Below are 19,325 nucleotides of genomic sequence, written 5' to 3' on the forward strand. Positions count from 1 at the left end.
CGTGATCCATTCAACTGCCGTCATTTCACCTAACGCAAAAATTGGTGAAAATGTTACGGTCGGCCCTTTTTGTATTGTTGGCGATGATGTCGTCCTTGGCGACAACTGCGTTTTAGAATCCCATGTTGTAATAAAGGGGCCATCAAAAATTGGCTCTGGCAATCATTTTTACCAGTTCACTTCTATTGGAGAGGATTGCCAAGACAAAAAATACGCTGGTGAACCTACCGAGTTGATCATTGGCGACAACAACATTTTCCGAGAATCCGTTACGGTTCACCGCGGCACAACACAAGATAAAAGCTTGACCAAAATAGGTTCAGATAACTTATTTATGGTGAACGCTCATATTGCACATGATTGTGTGTTGGGTAGCCATATGGTCATTGCCAACAATGTGATGTTAGCTGGCCACGTTCATGTTGGCGACCATACTATTCTTGGTGGTGGTGTTGCTGTTCATCAGTTTTGTAAAATTGGTGCCCACGCGTTTGTTGGCGGCGGTGGTATTGTACTTCGTGATGTGCCCACCTACGTCATGGTGTCTGGTACTAAACATATTCCACAAGGCATCAATTCCGAAGGTCTCAAGAGACGCGGCTTTTCAAAAGATGCTGTTATGGCGATTAAAAGAGCGTATCGCAAGATTTATCGTGCAGGCCTGACTATCGAAGAAGCGTTAGCTGAATTGAAAGAGCCTGCTAGTACCTTCCCGGAAGTAGCAGAAATGGTGAACTTTATTGCCGATTCTGACCGTGGCATTATTCGCTGATTGATGACTGCTAAACCACTTCGAATCGCTGTTGTCGCTGGAGAACCTTCTGGCGACGTGCTAGCAGCTGGCATGATAAGAGAATTGAAGCGCCGCCATCCTGATGCCATTATCGAAGGCATTGGCGGAGATAACATGCAGGCGGCGGGATGTCATAGCCTATTTGACATGGAAACCCTCTCTGTCATGGGGCTTGTCGAAGTGTTATCTCGATTGCCTCAGATATTTGCCCTCAAGAAAAAACTCATTCGCCATCTTCTGGATAATCGGCCCGATGTTTACATTGGTGTTGATGCGCCTGATTTTAATTTGCGCGTAGAAAAATCGCTCAAAGCGCATGGTATAAAAACCGTGCATTACGTGAGTCCAACAGTTTGGGCGTGGCGCGAAAAGCGCATTCACAAAATTGCAGCCGCCACCAATTTAGTCTTGGGATTGTTTCCTTTTGAACACCAAGTTTACGATAAATACCAAGTCCCCTATCGCTTTGTAGGGCATACCTTAGCCGAAGCTGTCCCGCTCGAGCCGAACCGGAGTGAAGCGAGACAGAAGCTCGATTTGCCACAAGACAAACCCATTTTGGCGGTGCTACCAGGTAGCAGACAAGGGGAGCTGAATCGTTTGTTGCCAGTTTTCGTTGAGACAATCAAAACGATGCAGGCAACGATGCCTCAGTGTCTTTTTGTCATTCCTGCGGCGAATCAGAAGCGATTGGAGAGTATTCAAAGCTACATCAAAGACAATGCCCAAGAATTCGTAAACGACAATAGTGTTATTGTTACCTTGGGTGGGGCTAGAGATGTCATGATTGCCAGTGACGTTGTCTTGTTAGCGTCGGGAACCGCGACCCTTGAGGCGATGTTATGTAAGCGTCCTATGGTTGCCGCTTACAAGATGAGCGCATTGACCTATAAGATGATGCAGCGACTTTATAAAGCGAAGTTCTTTGCGTTGCCCAATTTATTGTCGGATAAACTTCTCATACCTGAATTGTTACAAGAAGACGTGAATCCCGAGAACCTAGCGTCCCATTTACTACCCATGTTTGAAGGTGATAATAAAGACATGGTTGATACTTTTTACGCAATTCACAAATCGTTAATGCGCGGTGCCGATAAACAATCAGCCGATGCAGTATTGGAGCTAATCGATGGTTAAATTGATTGCCGGCGTTGATGAAGTCGGTAGAGGGCCATTAGTCGGAGATGTAGTAACCGCCGCAGTGATTCTTGACCCGAATAAACCCATTGAAGGTTTGGCTGATTCAAAGAAATTATCAGAAAAAAAACGCAATCTACTCGATAAAGAAATTAGAGAAAAGGCCCTTGCTTGGGCTATCGGCAGAGCAACGCCATCTGAGATAGATGATATTAACATTTTGCATGCCACTATGCTTGCCATGAAACGCGCCGTGGAAGGCTTATCGGTATGTCCTGACTTTGTGTACGTCGATGGCAATAGGTTACCGCCTTGGGATTACCCAAGTGAAGCGGTTGTGAAGGGCGATAGTAAACACGCCGAAATATCTGCAGCATCGATTATTGCAAAAGTTGCGCGAGATCAGGACATGGTTGAGCTCGACGCTATATACCCTCAATACGGTTTCGCCAAGCATAAAGGCTATCCAACTAAGGCTCACTTTGAAGCCCTTGCTGAACATGGCGTGATTACATGTTATCGTACTAGTTTTAAACCCGTACAAGCCATATTGGCAGAACAAGCAAAAAGGTAGTACTGCCTATGTCTGCGTCGTTTATTCACTTACGTGTTCACAGCGACTTTTCAATGATGGACGGCCTAAACAAGGTCAAGCCCATTCTCGACAAAATTGTCGATCTTAATATGCCTGCTGTGGCGATTACCGACCAGATGAACATGTGTGGTCTGGTAAAGTTTTATTCTGAGAGCCACTCTCGAGGTATCAAACCAATAATTGGCACCGACTTTTGGGTGCAAAGTGAAGATATCAACGAAGAGCCGTTCCGTCTGACCTTACTTGCGTCGAACAACGAAGGCTATAAAAATATCACCCTACTCATTTCCAAGGCGTTCCTACGTGGTTTCGTTTCACATCGGCCGGTGATCGATCAGGCTTGGTTGGTGGAACACGCCGAGGGCGTGATTATTCTCAGTGGTGGTCTACACGGTGATGTCGGTATTGGTTTGAGTAAAAACAATGCTCTGATCACTGAAAACGCTCTCAATTTCTATTTGACGCATTTCGCCGACAACTTCTATTTAGAACTCACCAGAACGGGTCGAGCTGGTGAGGAAGATTATATTCATCGCGCGGTAGCATTGGCCGAAGAGAGAGGTTTGCCTGTTGTCGCGACCAATGAAGTTTGCTTCAACAATAAAGAAGGGTTCGAGCCACACGAAATCCGCGTGTGTATTCACGATGGCTATACGCTTGATGATTCCCGGAGACCGAAACGTTATTCTGAGCAGCAATATTTAAGGTCCGCCGACGAGATGGCTGAGCTGTTTAGTGATATACCAGAAGCCATTGCTAATACCGTTGAAATTGCCAAGCGATGCAATGTCACCGTCAGGTTAGGAGAGTACTTTCTTCCCCAATTCCCAACGGGTGGCATGACGACTGAAGATTTTCTTGTCAAAGTCTCTGAAGAGGGGCTTGAAGAGCGTCTTGCCTTTTTATTCCCCGATGAAGCGGTTCGTGCTGAAAAGCGACCGGAATATGACGAACGCCTTGAGGTAGAGCTTCAGGTAATCAACCAAATGGGGTTCCCCGGATACTTCCTTATCGTTATGGAATTTATCCAATGGAGTAAAGATAACGGTATTCCCGTTGGCCCAGGCCGTGGCTCTGGTGCGGGGTCACTCGTTGCATACGCGCTCAAAATTACCGATCTTGACCCACTTGAATTTGATTTACTATTCGAACGTTTCTTGAACCCAGAGCGGGTTTCTATGCCTGATTTCGACGTCGACTTTTGTATGGACCGTCGAGATGAGGTCATTGACCACGTTGCTGAGTTGTATGGTCGTCAGGCCGTATCACAGATTATTACGTTTGGTACGATGGCGGCAAAAGCCGTAGTGAGAGACGTCGGTCGCGTATTGGGGCATCCATACGGGTTTGTCGACCGCATATCTAAGTTAATTCCACCTGATCCCGGCATGACCTTGGCTAAGGCGTTTGATGTTGAGCCAAGATTGCCAGAGCTCTATGATCAAGACGAGGAAGTCAAAGACCTCATCGATATGGCGCGAGTATTGGAGGGCGTGACTCGTAACGCGGGTAAGCACGCTGGTGGTGTGGTAATCGCACCGACAACCATTACCGATTTTTCTCCGCTTTACACGGACGATGAAGGCAACAACCCGGTTACACAGTTCGATAAAAACGATGTTGAGACTGCCGGGCTTGTAAAGTTTGACTTCCTGGGGCTTCGAACGCTGACCATCATTCAATGGGCTATCGATATGATTGCCGAAGGGCGCGGCGTCAATGTGGATATCAGTGCGATTCCACTGGAAGACAAAGCCAGCTTCCGCTCATTACAAGCTGCAGAGACTACCGCGGTATTCCAGCTCGAATCTCGCGGTATGAAGGAATTGATCAAGCGCCTCAAGCCTGACTGTTTTGAGGACATTATCGCACTTGTAGCCCTTTTCCGCCCTGGACCTTTGCAATCGGGGATGGTTGACAACTTTATTGACCGCAAGCACGGTAGAGAGGATATCTCTTATCCCGACGCTGATTATCAGCATGAATGCCTCAAAGAAATTCTTGAGCCGACCTATGGGATTATTTTGTACCAAGAGCAGGTCATGCAAATCGCGCAAGAAATGGCGGGCTACTCGCTAGGTGGAGCGGATTTGCTTCGTCGTGCCATGGGTAAGAAGAAACCAGAGGAAATGGCCAAGCAGCGAGCTGTGTTTGAGGAGGGGTCTAAAGGCAATAATATCGACCCTGATTTGGCAATGAAAATCTTCGATTTGGTAGAGAAGTTTGCCGGCTATGGTTTTAACAAATCACACTCAGCTGCCTATGCATTAGTCTCATATCAAACCTTGTGGTTGAAAGTCCATTATCCTGCTGAGTTTATGGCGGCGGTTATGTCCGCGGATATGGATAATACCGACAAGATAGTGACCTTAGTCGATGAATGTAATCGAATGGGCATTGAAATCTTGCCACCGGACCTCAATACCGGAAAGTATAAATTCACGGTCGATAGTGAGGGGCGAATCGTCTATGGTATCGGCGCGATCAAAGGCGTAGGTGAAGGGCCGATTGAAGCCATTATTGAAGCGCGGGAAAGCCAAGGCGCATTTACCGATTTATTCGATTTTTGCGCGAAAGTGGATATCAAGCGAGTTAATAAGCGAGTGCTGGAAAAATTGGTACTGTCAGGTGCGATGGATAACTTAGGACCTCATCGTGCCGCTATAATGGCGTCATTGCCAGAAGCCATCGCCGCCGCAGATCAACACGCAAAAGCTGAGTCGTTTGGCCAATCAGATATGTTTGGGCTTCTTACCACTGAACCAGAAGCGGTAGAGCAGGCTTTTGCCGATGTGCCTCTGTGGCCAGAGAAAGTATGGCTCGACGGTGAGAAAGATACGTTAGGGCTATACCTTACAGGTCACCCCATCAATCAATATGCCAGTGAGCTCAGGCATTACTCTGATGGTAGGTTGGTCGATTTAAAACCGACCGGTAAGGATGTTATGGCTACTGCGGCTGGCTTGGTATTGGGAGTCAGAGTCATGACCAATAAAAAAGGCCGTCGTTGGGCAATTGTCACATTGGACGATAAAAGCGCAAGAATGGATGTAAGATTTTTCCCAGATCTATATGAAGAGTTCGAAAGTGTCTTGGAAACTGACAGAATTTTACTTATAAAGGGACAGGTCAGCTTTGATGATTTCTCTGGCGGCAATACAATCACCGCCCGAGATGTGATGGATATCGTGCAAGCAAGAGAAAAAAATGCAAAAGCGCTTGCACTAAATTTGGATACGACAGCCTTTACGGATAAGACGATCGCATCATTACAGACAATTATGCAACCCTTTACGGGGGGAAGTTGTCCAGTTCAACTTCATGTTGTGCATCCAGATGCTGAAGCCATTTTGACCTGTGGGGCAAAATGGTATGTGACACCACAAGATCAGCTTTTGCATGAATTAAAACAAAATTTGGGTGAGCAGAGTGTCACTCTCTGTTTTCACTAGGACTGGACTGTAGCAGTACAGATAGGACAAGAAATGAATACACAGTATTTGGACTTTGAACAACCTATTGCCGAACTAGAAGCGAAAATCGAAGAGCTGAGGTTGGTTAATCAGGGTGGAGAATTCGATGTTAGCATCGAAGAAGAAATCACCCGTTTAAGAAGCAAAAGTGCCGAGCTTACAAAGAAGATTTTTTCTGACTTAGGCGCATGGCAAGTATCGCAAATCGCGCGTCATCCTATGCGCCCTTATACGCTTGACTATGTTAGCCGCATTTTTGACGAGTTTGATGAATTGGCGGGTGACCGCGCTTATGCCGATGATAAAGCTATTGTTGGCGGACTTGCGAAAATTGACGATCAACCCATCATGCTTATCGGTCATCAAAAAGGCCGTGACACTCATGAGAAAATTAAACGTAATTTTGGTATGCCAAAGCCTGAAGGTTATCGCAAAGCGTTGCGTTTGATGAAAATGGCTGAGCGTTTTAATCTACCTGTGGTGACACTGATCGACACGCCGGGAGCCTACCCAGGCGTTGGTGCTGAAGAGCGCGGGCAAAGTGAAGCGATTGCGCGTAACTTGAAAGAAATGGCTGAACTCAAAGTCCCTGTTGTTTGTACGGTAATCGGTGAAGGTGGATCGGGTGGCGCGTTAGCGATAGGTGTTGGTGATCGCGTCAACATGTTGCAATACAGCACTTATTCCGTGATTTCTCCGGAAGGGTGCGCATCCATTCTTTGGAAAAGCGCAGAAAAGGCACCATTGGCAGCAGAAGCGATGGGCGTCTCTGCGGGACAAATTAAAAACCTTGGGTTGATTAACACTATTGTTGAAGAACCTTTAGGCGGAGCTCACCGTGACCACGATGGTATGGCCGCTAATCTAAAAGCAACAATTAAGCAGCAACTTGCGCAGTTAAAGTCTCTGCCTGTTGAAACATTAATGGCAGAGCGCTATGAGCGTTTGATGTCGTTTGGTTATTGCTAATCGGTATGAAAATCTGCTCGCTAGCGTTATCATGATGTAATGACTAGCGAGCTTTCCCCCTCTACATTGTTGATTGATGCAATACGCGAACAGCTTGTATCAATTGCCCCTCAAATATCTCAATTTGATGCCTGCGTTGTCGCATTCAGCGGTGGCATGGACTCTTGCGTTCTTTTACATGCGTTATATGCGCTTCAAGACATCTTACCGCCAATCCATGCAGTACACGTGCATCACGGTCTGAGCGCCAATGCAGATGAGTGGGCAAGCCAATGTGAATCGCTAGCTAGAGAACTAAACATTCCATTCAAGTGCTATCGGGTATCACTTGAGCAAGGTTCGGGGCAAAGCATCGAAGCGTTGGCTCGAGAGGCAAGGTATGGCGTTTTGATGGATTATTGCCGTCAGCACAAGGGGGCGTTGTTTGTTGGCCAGCATCAGGACGATCAAGTAGAAACTTTCTTGCTTCAGTTAAAAAGAGGGGCTGGGCCAAATGGATTGAAGGCTATGCAGCTACTGAGCTATCGACAAGAAGTCGCGGTCGTTAGGCCTATGTTGCCAACGCCCCGCAATACCATTGAAACTTATGCTAAGTGTAACAACTTGAATTGGGTTGAAGATGAATCCAATTTTGATGCTACCTTTGATAGAAATTTCTTAAGACATGAAGTAACGCCACTCCTCAACGCGCGATGGCCTGCTTTTGGCAGAACGGTAAGTAGAAGTGCAGATTTGTGTGCTGAGCACAGTGTGCTATTGGAAGAAGTCACGCAAGAAAAGTTAGCGGTTTTGACATCAGACAGTTCACAGTTGTCTATAACAGGGTTGGCTGAACATTCTCAATTATGGCAAAAGCAAATTTTGCGTTCGTGGTTAAGTCAATGTGGCGCACCTCTACCCAGTGAAGCGCAATTGAGAGAAGTTGTGGCGATGATTACCGCACGGCAAGATAGCCAACCTATAGTACAGTTCAACAACTGGCAAGTTCGCCGTTTTCAGCAACAACTTTATGCCGCTGAAGCCTCAGCTTTTAAAACGCAGACTGCGATTGAACTCGAGACTAATCAATGGTTTTTGCCAGCTTTTGGCTACACATTGAAAATCAGCGGCACGGACGTGAACTTGAGTCAGGTGCCGTTATCAGTGAAGGTAAAACCCAATGGCTCTGCGTTTTCGAAACCGCTAAAGCAATGGTTTCAAGTATGGAACGTGCCCCCGTGGCAAAGGCCAAACTGCTACCTGCTTTCCAGTGCCAATGAGGCTTTCGCAATTGCCTTACCAGATAGGATACAGGCGTTTGAAAATGTGCCAAATAGAGTGGCGTGGCAGTTATATTGGCAAGACGGCAACTGATTGCCGCCTTGACGTGAACAACAAACTATTATTACGCAGCTAAGTATGCGTTTTTACCGTTGTGTTTGACTTGATACAGGGCTTTGTCCGCTCGACCGAATAAAGCATCTGCTGATTCGTTTGTGGTATATGCCGCGCCACCGATACTACAAGACACGCCCTTTGATGATAACAGCGAAGAAAGTGCAACATTGCGCTGGAGGCGGTTGGCCACAATTTGCAAAGCATTGGGCTGGACACAGTCCAAAATACAACAGAACTCGTCACCACCAAATCGGAAAGCCTCATCGTCGCCTCTGAGCGCCGTTTGGATAAGTTGGGACATTTCGACGAGTACTTTGTCTCCCTCTTGATGACCCAAAGTATCATTCACTTGTTTGAAGTTATCTAGGTCTATGACAAGTAATCCAAAGTTTCTTTGATATCGCTGCGCTCGGCTTATCATCCGTGCAAATGTTTCATTGAAACCGTTTCGGTTACCAAGCCCTGTCAAACTATCTTTTGTTGCCAGAAGCTTCATACGCTCGAACTCTATCGCGTTGATCAACGGCATACTAAACAACTTGTGAAGCTCTCTGAGCATCACTTTTTGCGCATGAGTTGCTGGTTTGGGAAAGCCATAAGAGACAATATGCTCTGTCCCTGTTCGGTCGATTACCGGCATGGATAACGACGCTAAACTGACGGATTTATGAGGGGCGTAATGTCTAACGCGATCGAATAGCCTTACATCCACATAATTCACCGGTACAAGTGTTCTGAGCTGCCTTGCGTATAGGTTACCCAATACATCGATATCCATGGTGGAGAGTAACTGGTTAAGAAACAGGTTCGACTGTTCAGCAGTTAGCGGCGCACTCGAATACGACGACGTAAAATAGTTGTCTTGCGCTGTGCTATCGTAGATAGTAGTAGAGAAGTCCAAAATCGGCCCCTTGTTACTGATACATGGTCTAAAACGGCGCTCCGCCAAATCTCTGACTATTTTATCGGCAGAGTTGCGCAGCACTTTAAGCTATTTTGTATCGAGCAAAAAACATGCCTAAGGCGTGTATTCGTATGGGTTTTTAAGGAAGTGTCTATTTTTCAGTGATTTATTGGAGCGTTACTTGGTAGACAGCGGATTCATTAAAATTATTTTATTGATGATAACGGCAGTTTTTTGCATTTCGCTATTCAAGCGTTTGCATTTACCTGCCGTATTAGCGTACCTCATAGCTGGCGTGATCGTTGGTCCAAGTGTCACGTCACTCTATGCTAATCCTCAGGATATGCATTTACTCGCCGAGATTGGCATTGTCTTTTTACTCTTTTCCCTTGGCCTGGAATTTTCTTTGCCAAAGCTTATGGCAATGCGGAATCTCGTGTTCGGCGTTGGTCTTAGCCAGATGTTACTGACCACAATTGTCTTCAGTGCTATTGCTTATTGGTTTGGCGTTGGACTGCAAGCTGCGGTGATTATTGGCGGTATGATTGCACTGAGCTCTACTGCCATTGTTATCAAACAAGTCACGGAAATGGGGATACTCAACAACCAGCGCACGCAACTCGCGATCAGTGTGTTGTTGTTTCAGGATATTGCCGTCGTCCCTTTTCTCATTGTGATCCCTTTACTCACCGCGGATACCGAGACGAGCTTGGCCTTCGTATTGGGACTCGCATTGCTCAAAGGCATTCTCGTTGTTGCCATCTTATTGTCTGCTGGTAAATGGCTACTTCCTTGGGTTTTTAGAGAGGTTGCGCGCACTCGCACCGACGAAGTATTTGTTTTAACAACAATACTTGTGGCATTACTCGCCGCAGGGCTGACTTATTCCTTCGGGTTGTCTATGGCCTTAGGAGCATTTCTCGCTGGAATGATGCTGGGCGAAAGTCAGTACAAATACCAATTGGAAGCTGACATTCGGCCATTCCGCGATATTTTAATGGGGCTGTTTTTTATCACAGTGGGTATGCAGCTAGACCTATCGGTACTGTTTCATTATGGCTATGTGATACTGCCGGGTGTAGCGCTACTCATGCTGGTTAAAGTGGTGCTGGTCAGGTTGTCGGCTAGGTTGTTTCACGACAATGGCGTCGATGCTTGGTCAGCCGGTGTTAAGCTCTGTCAAATTGGCGAGTTTAGCTTTGTTATGGCATCGATGGCGACAAGCCATGACGTCATTACGTCTACCCAATCTTCTATTTTGGTGAGCATGGGTATTATCAGTATGGCAGTCACCCCTCTGTTGATAGACCGCAGTTTATCCTTGGCTCAACGAGTGATGAACCGCAAAGGGATCGAGATGTCGGCAACGGTTGTTGATACCGGTGATTTGTCGGGGCATGTTGTGATTTGTGGATTTGGCCGCGTTGGGCAATCTGTTGCACGGATGTTGAAAATAGAACGAATCCCATTTGTCGCGATTGATATTGATCCCATTCGCGTGCAAGAAAGCCGGAATGCCGGAGAACCCCTAATCTTTGGTGATGCGACGCAGAAGGATATTTTACACGGCGCAGGTATAGCGTCAGCAAAATTGGTCTTGATCTCATTTGATCAACCTGACAAAGCCGTACAGGTGATTGATGCGGTACAGCGTCTTGCGCCTGAAGTTGGCACTATGGTGAGAACGAAAAAAGACTACGAACTGGATAAGTTGTATGAAGTAGGCGCGACGCAAGTTGTGCCGGAGCAGCAAGAAGGTAGCCTTATGTTGGTGTCGCAAGTACTTCATTACGCTGGAGTCCCTATGTCAAGGATACTCAAGCGAATACGGGCAGAACGGCGCGGTCGATATGACCACATGCACGGCTTCTATCCTGGTGAGACAACTGAAATCACGTATAACACTGAGGACAAACTTGAATTCATGCATGCCGTAATGGTCAACAATACCGCTTATGGCATCGGCAAAACGTTGGAAGAACTCAATCTTTCGAGAATGCGCGTATCCATAAAAGGGCTGCGCCGAGAAGGTAAAGAAATTGAGAGCCCAGAAGCGTTGCTCGAGCTTGTAGCGGGAGATGTACTAGTTATCTCAGGTAAACCCAGACGAGTAGAGCGCGCCGAGCGCTTTTTACTCGAGGGCGACTAGCGGGCAGACAGGTTGCGATCAGCCTGTCTGCGTCCGAATTGTGTTAGGCGACGCGACCGCTCTCAAGATCTTTAAATTGCTTCTTTAAGTCGTAACTCTCGTCTGTCACAATCTTTTCTAACGTTTCAATTCTCTCTTTTAGTCTGGCAATTTCCGCCGCTGTTTCTTCATTGATATCAGCATTGAATTTCGGCGCAGCCGTTTTCTTACTCATTTTGACAATTGAGACTATGCCCCAAGTCACAATTGCTACGATTGCGATAGCCGTCGTGTTCATAATTATTCCCTCATTGCTTTGTGCTTAAATAATATACTAACTTAATGCTTATGCCGAATATAGTGACAAAAGTCATGAATATACTATGACTAAGCAATACTCTTGCCAAAAAATTTTATTTATTATTTACAGATAGTTAGCTTTGATATCAATAGTAGCAGTGTATTTCCCTATCGAGAGAAAACAAAAAAATAGTAAAATTAACGAATGAGTGATCAAATTTCCCAACTAGACGAATATTGGATGCGGCATGCCTTAAAACTTGCCCATCAGGCCGAGCTTAGCGGTGAAATTCCCGTTGGAGCCATCGTTGTTGCAGGTGATAAAGTCATTGGCGAAGGGTATAACTTGCCAATTACTCAGCACGACCCTAGTGCCCATGCTGAGATGATGGCGATTCGACAAGCGGCTCAACGCATCGAAAATTATCGAATCGTTAATGCCACACTCTACGTTACCTTGGAGCCTTGCCCAATGTGTGCGGGTGCTATTGTCCACAGCCGAATAAACCGGGTTGTGTATGGTGCCAGTGACTACAAAACCGGGGCCGCAGGCTCGGTTATGCAGCTTCTCGACCACAGCGCACTAAATCATTCGGTATCGATAACCAAAGGCGTACTTGGCGATGAATGTGCAAGTAAAATCTCTTATTTTTTCAAACGCAGGCGGGCAGAGAAAAAGCGAGCGAAACGGGCAAGGAAATTATTGGAAGCTAGTTTGCTTTCGCAAGCTGAGTAAACATGTCGTAGCTTTGGTATTGCTTTCTTCTTTGTAGCACTTTTTGATGCGTGCGTTTTAGCATTAGGCGGCGCCTATTATTGTTTCTCAATGTAGTACCTCTATTTAACATTCTTGTTCTTTTCACGTTGCTCTCCTTTTGACAACACTGTAGTGATGGAGAACTCACTGTGTGACACTCTACCCCCTATAAATGAAGGTAATGTGACACTTTTTCAAGTCCTTTCCATCGACAGTCTCGTTATTCTACCGATGCAATGATGGATTTGTCATTGTGACTAGTCGGACAAGTCGGTATCTTGGTCGCGTTTTTAACGCCATTGCTAGGTCAACACTCCCTTAGGGGGCCTCAGAGGAAGAAATAGCAGGAGAAATTGAAGGTGCTTGCATATCTAACCAAACTAGGGTGTCGTAATAACGTCGAATGTTCTCAACGTATTTGACCGCGACATCACCGTTGGCAAAGCCATATCGAGTTTGTTTGTAATACTTTTTCTGTGTTAAGCGTGGTAAGTACTGTTTTACGTCTATCCATAAATCAGGGTTACCGCCGGCGCGTTGAGTTAATATTCTGCCGTCTTCTAAATGACCCAAGCCAATGTTGTAGGCCGCCAGCGCCATCCAGATTCTATCAGGCGCTTGGATTCTCGCCGGGATGCGACTTTCTAAACTGGCAAAATACTTAGCGCCGCCTCTTATACTCTGACGAGGGTCGGTGCGTTTCTCAATTCCCATATCTTTTGCCGTGCCCTGAGTCAGCATCATCATCCCTCTCACACCTGTGTGAGACCTAGCATTCGGCTTCCAGTGACTCTCTTGATAACTAATAGCAGCAAGTAAACGCCAATCCATGTCCAAAGCATATTCTTCAAACCACGGCTGGTATGTTGGCAGAACAGCCTCTGCGGCAGCAATAAATGCTCGGGTATCGACATAATCGAATTGTCGAATATGGCCAAAGTACTTTTCTTCCAAAACACTTAGGCTGTCGTCTTGGCGAATGCGACTGAAGTATTCAAGCATACTGGCTAATAGTAGATCGTCTTGATGTTTCCCAACCAACCACGATACCTGAGTATTCTCAACTACTGCTTTTGCGATACTTAATTGCGGGAAACGTCGACGATGAATCGCCAGTGTATTGCTATCTGCGAGTGTATAAGGCAAGTCGCCGTTTGCCACGTGCTCGAGTAATTCGACAGTATCGAGCTCTTCCGTCGAGGTCCAATTTACCGGTAATGAGGCATCTTGAAGCTGTTGTAAATAACTCGCATGCATGCTGCCAGCAACAACGGTCACGGGGACTTCGAGGGACTCCAATGAGTCTGGCATCTCGTTGCCCTGTTTGAACACTAAAAAATGATTGGCAGATTGATAAATTGGGCCGACGTGAAATTGCTCAAATTCGAATTCGCTGACGGGTTGTCCACTGGCGATAAGGTCGATATGACCTTTGGCCAGTTGATCATGTAATTCGGTGATATTGTAATAAGGATACACTTCGAGGGTAACGCCTAAGTATTGAGCGAAGCCATCGAGCAGTTCATACTCAAAACCTACAGGCCCTCCCGGGCCGTGAAAATAGGTGGTACGACCGTATAATGTACCGACTTTTAGCACGCCGTTTGCGTAGACCGCTTTTAATGGCGTTGTGGGTGGTACAGGCGAGCAGGAGACCAAGCTGAACAGTGCAATGATCAGCAACGCGATGGGTATGAAATGTGTAGCACTTTTCTGTCTCATAAGGTCATTTTGACTTATCTCGGCGACAAGACAATAAAAATAATAGATTTATTCAAAAAAACCACACGCTAATTGATGATTTAATTATCAATATGCTCTCTTTTCCTCTATAATCCGCGGCGAAACAATCATCAACCTATCGGCTTTAAAAGTAGGGCAATTCACATACCCTGAAGTCTTCCTTTCGGGTGTTGATTGCGCGCTGAAAAAGCCTGCACACACACAGGTAATTGTAATATGTTGGTCCTACGAGGCGCTCCTGCACTCTCTGAATTCAAAGTAACAAAACTACTCGATAAACTTTCGGAACAAAATATAAAAGTAAACGCGTTATCTACAGAGTTTATTCATCTGGTTGACGTATCCGAACCTCTATCTGCAGAAGAGCGTAACGTGCTCGATAAACTGCTGACGTATGGACCCAAACGTTCCCAACAAGAGCAGGCTGGCGATGTGTTTTTCGTCAGTCCAAGGCCAGGAACTATTTCACCTTGGTCGTCAAAAGCAACTGATATCGCTCACAACTGTGGATTGAACAATATCAATCGAATTGAGCGTGGTTGTGCTTTCTATGTCGATGCTGAAAATCTTTCAAGTGATGAACGTGACATAATTGTCTCAGCGATACATGACCGCATGACTCAGTCTGTGTTCACTGATCTTGAGCAAGCTTCTGTATTGTTTGTTGATGCTGAAGCCAAGACCTTCAGTTCGGTAGACATTTTGGGACAGGGAAAAACAGCCCTTAGCGAAGCCAACACCAAAATGGGACTGGCGCTAGCAGATGATGAAGTCGATTACCTTTATGACAATTTCACCCGTTTAGGTCGTAACCCGAATGACGTTGAACTCTACATGTTCGCCCAAGCTAACTCAGAGCATTGCCGTCACAAAATTTTTAATGCCGATTGGACAATAGACGGCGAAAGTCAGCCTAAGTCTTTGTTCAAAATGATCAAAAATACGTACGAGGTCTCTTCTGAGTATGTGCACTCTGCGTACAAAGACAATGCCGCGGTAATGGAAGGCTGGGCGGCGGGGCGTTTCTTCCCTGAGCCTCAGTCTCATCAGTATACCTATCATCAAGAAGATATTGATATCTTGATGAAGGTAGAGACCCATAACCACCCAACAGCTATCTCTCCATTCCCTGGAGCCGCAACAGGGTCGGGTGGTGAAATCCGCGATGAGGGCGCCACAGGTCGAGGTTCTAAGCCTAAAGCCGGTCTTGTGGGATTCAGTGTTTCTAACTTGAATTTACCGGGCGCGGAGCAGCCATGGGAGCTTAATTATGGGCGTCCACAACGCATTGTTAGTGCACTAGATATTATGATTGAGGGCCCATTAGGTGGTGCCGCGTTCAACAACGAGTTTGGACGTCCAAACTTACTGGGGTATTTCAGAACCTACGAACAAGAGGTAACCAGCTTCAATGGTACTGAGGTACGTGGCTATCACAAGCCAATTATGTTGGCAGGCGGTTTGGGCAATATTCGAAAAGATCATATTGCCAAAGGTGAAATCACAGTTGGCGCAAAACTCATTGTGTTAGGTGGACCGGCTATGAATATCGGCCTTGGTGGTGGCGCAGCCTCTTCCATGGCATCTGGTCAGTCGAACGAAGATTTGGATTTCGCTTCTGTGCAACGCGACAACCCAGAAATGGAACGACGTTGTCAGGAAGTTATTGATGCGTGTTGGCAATTGGGGGAAAGCAACCCGATCCAATTTATCCATGATGTGGGCGCGGGTGGTTTGTCAAATGCCTTGCCTGAGCTTGTGAGTGATGGTGGACGAGGCGGTAAGTTCGAGTTGCGTGATGTATTAGCAGACGAGGCTGGCATGACACCATTGGAACTGTGGTGTAATGAATCTCAAGAGCGCTATGTGTTATCCGTGGCTCCAGAAAATTTAGCGCTGTTTGAATCAATTTGTCAACGTGAACGCGCGCCATTTGCGGTTGTCGGTGAAGCGACAGAAGAGGAGCACTTAACCCTTAATGATGCGCAGTTTGACAATCAGCCAATCGACATGCCGCTCGATGTATTGCTTGGCAAAACACCCAAAATGCATCGTGACGTCGAGTCAAAAACGTTTGAGTCTGCTGCCCTTGATTTAAGTGGTGTCACCCTCAGCGATGCGGCTGAAAGAATTCTCCGCTTGCCAACTGTCGCAGAAAAAACATTCCTGATCACTATTGGTGACCGTTCTGTAACGGGCATGGTCAGCCGCGACCAAATGGTCGGTCCTTGGCAAGTCCCGGTCGCAGACGTTGCTGTTACCGCAAGCAGTTTTGATAGCTACTACGGTGAAGCCATGTCAATGGGCGAAAGAACGCCAGTTGCACTGCTTTCTCACGGTGCCTCAGCAAGACTGGCTGTGGGAGAGGCGATTACGAACATTGCTCCTGCTTTTGTTGGAGATATCAAGCGTATTAAGCTTTCTGCTAACTGGATGGCAGCGGCAGGTCACCCTGGTGAAGATGCGGGTCTGTATGAGGCAGTGAAGGCCGTTGGTGAGGAACTCTGCCCTGAACTAGGCCTGACGATTCCAGTCGGTAAAGACTCAATGTCGATGAAAACGGCCTGGAACGACAATGGTAAAGATAAGGCTGTAACAGCGCCTCTTTCATTGGTCATTTCTGCGTTTGGTGCAGTTAAGGACATTCGTAAAACGCTGACGCCAGAGTTGAAATCGAGTGAGTCTTCACTCATTTTGATTGACTTGGGCCAGGGTAAAAATCGCATGGGCGGCACGTGTCTAGCTCAGGTATACCAACAACTTGGTGATAAGCCTGCCGATGTTGACTCAGCTCAACTATTACTGGGCTTTTACAATGCGATACAAAGCCTCATTGAAGATGACAAGCTGTTGGCGTATCACGACCGTTCTGACGGCGGTTTGTTCTCGACATTAGTTGAAATGGCTTTTGCAGGCAAAACGGGGATCGACATCGATCTGTCTAGTTTGTCTGGTTCGACATTAGACATTCTGTTTAATGAAGAGTTGGGAGCCGTGATTCAAGTGGCGAATGATAATCTTGACTCAGTAAATAACGTGCTGGCAGAGCAAGGTCTGGCATCTTGCTCAACAGTAATTGGTGCGCTCAATAGCGATGACAGTATTCGCTTTAACGTCAATGGTGAAACCGTACTTGAGAATACGCGAGTACACTACCGCTCAATCTGGGCAGAGACAACGCTGCATATGCAGCGACTACGTGATAACCCAACCTGTGCTGAGCAAGAATTTGAAGCGAAAAAAGACGCCAATGACCCTGGCTTACACAGTGCACTGAGCTACGATATCAATGAAGATATCGCTGCACCATATATCGCTACAGGTGTTCGCCCCAAGGTGGCAATCTTGAGAGAGCAGGGGGTTAACTCTCACGTTGAAATGGCAGCAGCATTTGATCGCGCGGGATTCGATGCCGTCGATGTACATATGAGTGATGTGCTAAGCGGGCAAGTCTCTTTTGACCAATTCAAAGGTCTAGCAGCGTGTGGTGGGTTCTCCTATGGTGACGTATTGGGCGCTGGCGAAGGTTGGGCTAAGTCAATTTTATTCAACAGTAAAGCAAGTGACGAGTTTAGCGCCTTCTTCAACAGGCAAGATACCTTCAGTCTGGGAGTCTGTAATGGCTGCCAAATGTTGTCTAACCTCAAGTCTTTGATCCCAGGTACAGAACATTGGGCCCATTTTGTTACGAACCAGTCTGAGCGTTTTGAAGCTCGAGTCGCAATGGTAGAAGTTCAAGAATCGGCATCAGTTTTGCTTAACGGTATGGCCGGTTCAAGAATGCCTATTGCGGTATCGCATGGCGAGGGGCAAGCTGAATTCGCTCAACCGAGTGATATTGTGGCCCTGAACAACTCTGCGAAAGTGGCTCTGCGCTATGTAGACAACTATGGCCAGGTTACTACGCGATATCCTGCGAACCCCAATGGCTCGCCAGAGGGGATTACTGGGTTAACATCAACCGATGGTAGGGCGACAATTATGATGCCACACCCTGAGCGAGTATTCCGTGCTGTCGCAAACTCGTGGAGAGCGGACGAATGGCAGGAAGACGGCCCATGGATGCGCATGTTTAGAAATGCGAGGTTGTTCATCGGCTAATCGGAAAAAAGCAATTTTTGACAAGGTGTCAAATTTTTGTCATCGACACCTTGTCAACGGTTTTTTTCTGTTTTACAGTAAGTTGCGAATGGAATCGTTACAGTTTTACGGATAGTTAGCAGTCAAGCGTTAAAGATACGCATACAAGTTATAATAAGAGACGAAAAATGAATCGTTCATCAAAGGGGTTTGGGTTAACAGGTGTTGCTGTAGCTGTTGTGTTAATGTTGTTAACCGCAGTATTCAGTACCTCTGCTAAATCGACGCCAATGCCTGTGGAAAGCATCTCGCTTCATTCCCACTAAAAATATATTACCGCTTCCGATTGAGTTCTCTATTGATTTGTTTTTGTTGAGGGTGTTTCTTCAGCAAAACATAAGTCGCACCTGTACCACCGTGATGTGGTTGCGCTGTGTGGTAAGCAATCACCAAATCTAGTTCATCAAGCCAGTGTTTGACGTAGCTTTTCTTCAAGCCAGGAAAGGGCTTACTGTTGGCGCCTTTGCCATGGTTAATAACTACCGCTCTCATGCCTTTCTCATGGCACTTTAACAAGCTTCTAAATAGTGTCTCTCTTGATTCTTCAAGCGGCATAGCTGCGACACTAATTTTGTGTTCTATTGGGTACTTTCCTAACCTTAGGTTCTTGAACACGCCGTCTTGAATACCCGGTTGTTGGTAAGTCAGGTAATCCTCGGGGTCAATGGGAACAACGCCTTCCATGCTCAAGGGATTTAACGATTCGGTTTTATCTTCCACAATACCGCGTTTGAGCTTTTCCCTGATACTCATCTGGGCATCGCGCAATTCGGCTTTATCATTTTTTAGCGGTTTGACATCACCCATCTCGGATAAGAAGGATTGGAGTTCATCTGAGTCTTCGTACATATATCCTCCAAGAAGCAAAAGTTACCATTAAAGTAACAAGAGGGTAGAATGCATGGCGTCCCCACCGCGACTCGAACGCAGATCTAAAGCTTAGGAGGCTCTTGTTTTATCCAGTTAAACTATGGGGACCGCTCACTTCTTTCATTATAACCAGACAAAG

14 protein-coding genes and 1 tRNA gene are annotated in these 19,325 nt (G+C 46.4%); 10 read left to right on the plus strand and 5 right to left on the minus strand.

What is annotated here, in order from left to right; translation table 11 throughout:
* The first annotated feature begins 1 nt into the window (after position 1).
* From lpxA to tilS, 6 genes are read left to right on the plus strand one after another with little or no spacing between them, the layout of a single operon-like run.
* The gene (gene lpxA, locus AC27G9_RS11895; RefSeq protein WP_487074437.1) at positions 2-772 is read left to right on the plus strand and encodes an acyl-ACP--UDP-N-acetylglucosamine O-acyltransferase; all 771 of its coding nucleotides are present in this window, start codon (positions 2-4) and stop codon (positions 770-772) included.
* 3 nt (positions 773-775) lie between these two features.
* On the plus strand, positions 776-1,930 hold the full coding sequence (lpxB, locus tag AC27G9_RS11900; RefSeq protein WP_487074439.1) for a lipid-A-disaccharide synthase: 1,155 nt from the start codon (positions 776-778) through the stop codon (positions 1,928-1,930).
* On the plus strand, positions 1,923-2,504 hold the full coding sequence (gene rnhB / locus AC27G9_RS11905; RefSeq protein ID WP_487074441.1) for a ribonuclease HII: 582 nt from the start codon (positions 1,923-1,925) through the stop codon (positions 2,502-2,504). Before lpxB ends, rnhB begins: the two co-directional genes overlap by 8 nt.
* 8 nt (positions 2,505-2,512) lie before the next feature.
* A complete protein-coding gene (dnaE, locus tag AC27G9_RS11910) occupies positions 2,513-5,977 on the plus strand; it encodes a DNA polymerase III subunit alpha (protein ID WP_487074443.1) in 3,465 nt (1,154 codons plus the stop codon).
* Positions 5,978-6,010: 33 nt separating this feature from the next.
* Positions 6,011-6,967, plus strand: a complete 957-nt coding sequence (gene accA, locus AC27G9_RS11915; protein ID WP_487074445.1) for an acetyl-CoA carboxylase carboxyl transferase subunit alpha — start codon at positions 6,011-6,013, stop codon at positions 6,965-6,967.
* A gap of 39 nt (positions 6,968-7,006) precedes the next feature.
* Complete coding sequence (tilS, locus tag AC27G9_RS11920; RefSeq protein ID WP_487074447.1) at positions 7,007-8,320, plus strand: tRNA lysidine(34) synthetase TilS; 1,314 nt, start codon at positions 7,007-7,009, stop codon at positions 8,318-8,320.
* A gap of 31 nt (positions 8,321-8,351) precedes the next feature.
* Here tilS and AC27G9_RS11925 read toward each other — a convergent pair whose 3' ends face one another.
* On the minus strand, positions 8,352-9,245 hold the full coding sequence (locus AC27G9_RS11925; RefSeq protein WP_487074449.1) for a GGDEF domain-containing protein: 894 nt from the start codon (positions 9,243-9,245) through the stop codon (positions 8,352-8,354).
* Between the two features lie 220 nt (positions 9,246-9,465).
* Between AC27G9_RS11925 and AC27G9_RS11930 the strand changes: the two genes are divergently transcribed.
* Complete coding sequence (locus AC27G9_RS11930; protein WP_487074683.1) at positions 9,466-11,397, plus strand: monovalent cation:proton antiporter family protein; 1,932 nt, start codon at positions 9,466-9,468, stop codon at positions 11,395-11,397.
* 43 nt (positions 11,398-11,440) lie between these two features.
* On the opposite strand, the gene AC27G9_RS11935 is transcribed toward AC27G9_RS11930, so the two are convergent.
* The gene (locus tag AC27G9_RS11935; RefSeq protein WP_487074451.1) at positions 11,441-11,674 is read right to left on the minus strand and encodes a hypothetical protein; all 234 of its coding nucleotides are present in this window, start codon (positions 11,672-11,674) and stop codon (positions 11,441-11,443) included.
* Between the two features lie 207 nt (positions 11,675-11,881).
* On the opposite strand from AC27G9_RS11935, the gene tadA reads away from it, so the two are divergent.
* Complete coding sequence (gene tadA / locus AC27G9_RS11940) at positions 11,882-12,412, plus strand: tRNA adenosine(34) deaminase TadA (protein WP_487074453.1); 531 nt, start codon at positions 11,882-11,884, stop codon at positions 12,410-12,412.
* 339 nt (positions 12,413-12,751) lie between these two features.
* Here tadA and mltF read toward each other — a convergent pair whose 3' ends face one another.
* Positions 12,752-14,155: a membrane-bound lytic murein transglycosylase MltF gene (gene mltF, locus AC27G9_RS11945; protein WP_487074455.1), complete on the minus strand. Its 1,404-nt coding sequence runs from the start codon at positions 14,153-14,155 to the stop codon at positions 12,752-12,754.
* Between the two features lie 237 nt (positions 14,156-14,392).
* Here mltF and purL point away from each other — a divergent pair, with 237 nt between their 5' ends.
* Together purL and AC27G9_RS11955 are read left to right on the plus strand one after the other, a co-directional pair.
* Positions 14,393-18,277 (plus strand): phosphoribosylformylglycinamidine synthase, encoded by a 3,885-nt coding sequence (purL, locus tag AC27G9_RS11950; RefSeq protein WP_487074457.1) that lies wholly within the window; start codon positions 14,393-14,395, stop codon positions 18,275-18,277.
* A 167-nt stretch (positions 18,278-18,444) separates the two neighbouring features.
* A complete protein-coding gene (locus tag AC27G9_RS11955) occupies positions 18,445-18,582 on the plus strand; it encodes a hypothetical protein (protein WP_487074459.1) in 138 nt (45 codons plus the stop codon).
* Positions 18,583-18,589: 7 nt separating this feature from the next.
* On the opposite strand, the gene smrA is transcribed toward AC27G9_RS11955, so the two are convergent.
* Positions 18,590-19,165 carry a DNA endonuclease SmrA gene (smrA, locus tag AC27G9_RS11960; protein ID WP_487074461.1) on the minus strand — a complete coding sequence of 192 codons (576 nt, stop codon included), beginning with the start codon at positions 19,163-19,165 and terminating at the stop codon, positions 18,590-18,592.
* A 53-nt stretch (positions 19,166-19,218) separates the two neighbouring features.
* Positions 19,219-19,294: transfer RNA gene (locus AC27G9_RS11965), tRNA-Arg, on the minus strand.
* Positions 19,295-19,325 lie beyond the last annotated feature (31 nt).

Source organism: Alteromonas sp. 5NS40-0096 (genome assembly GCF_057544385.1).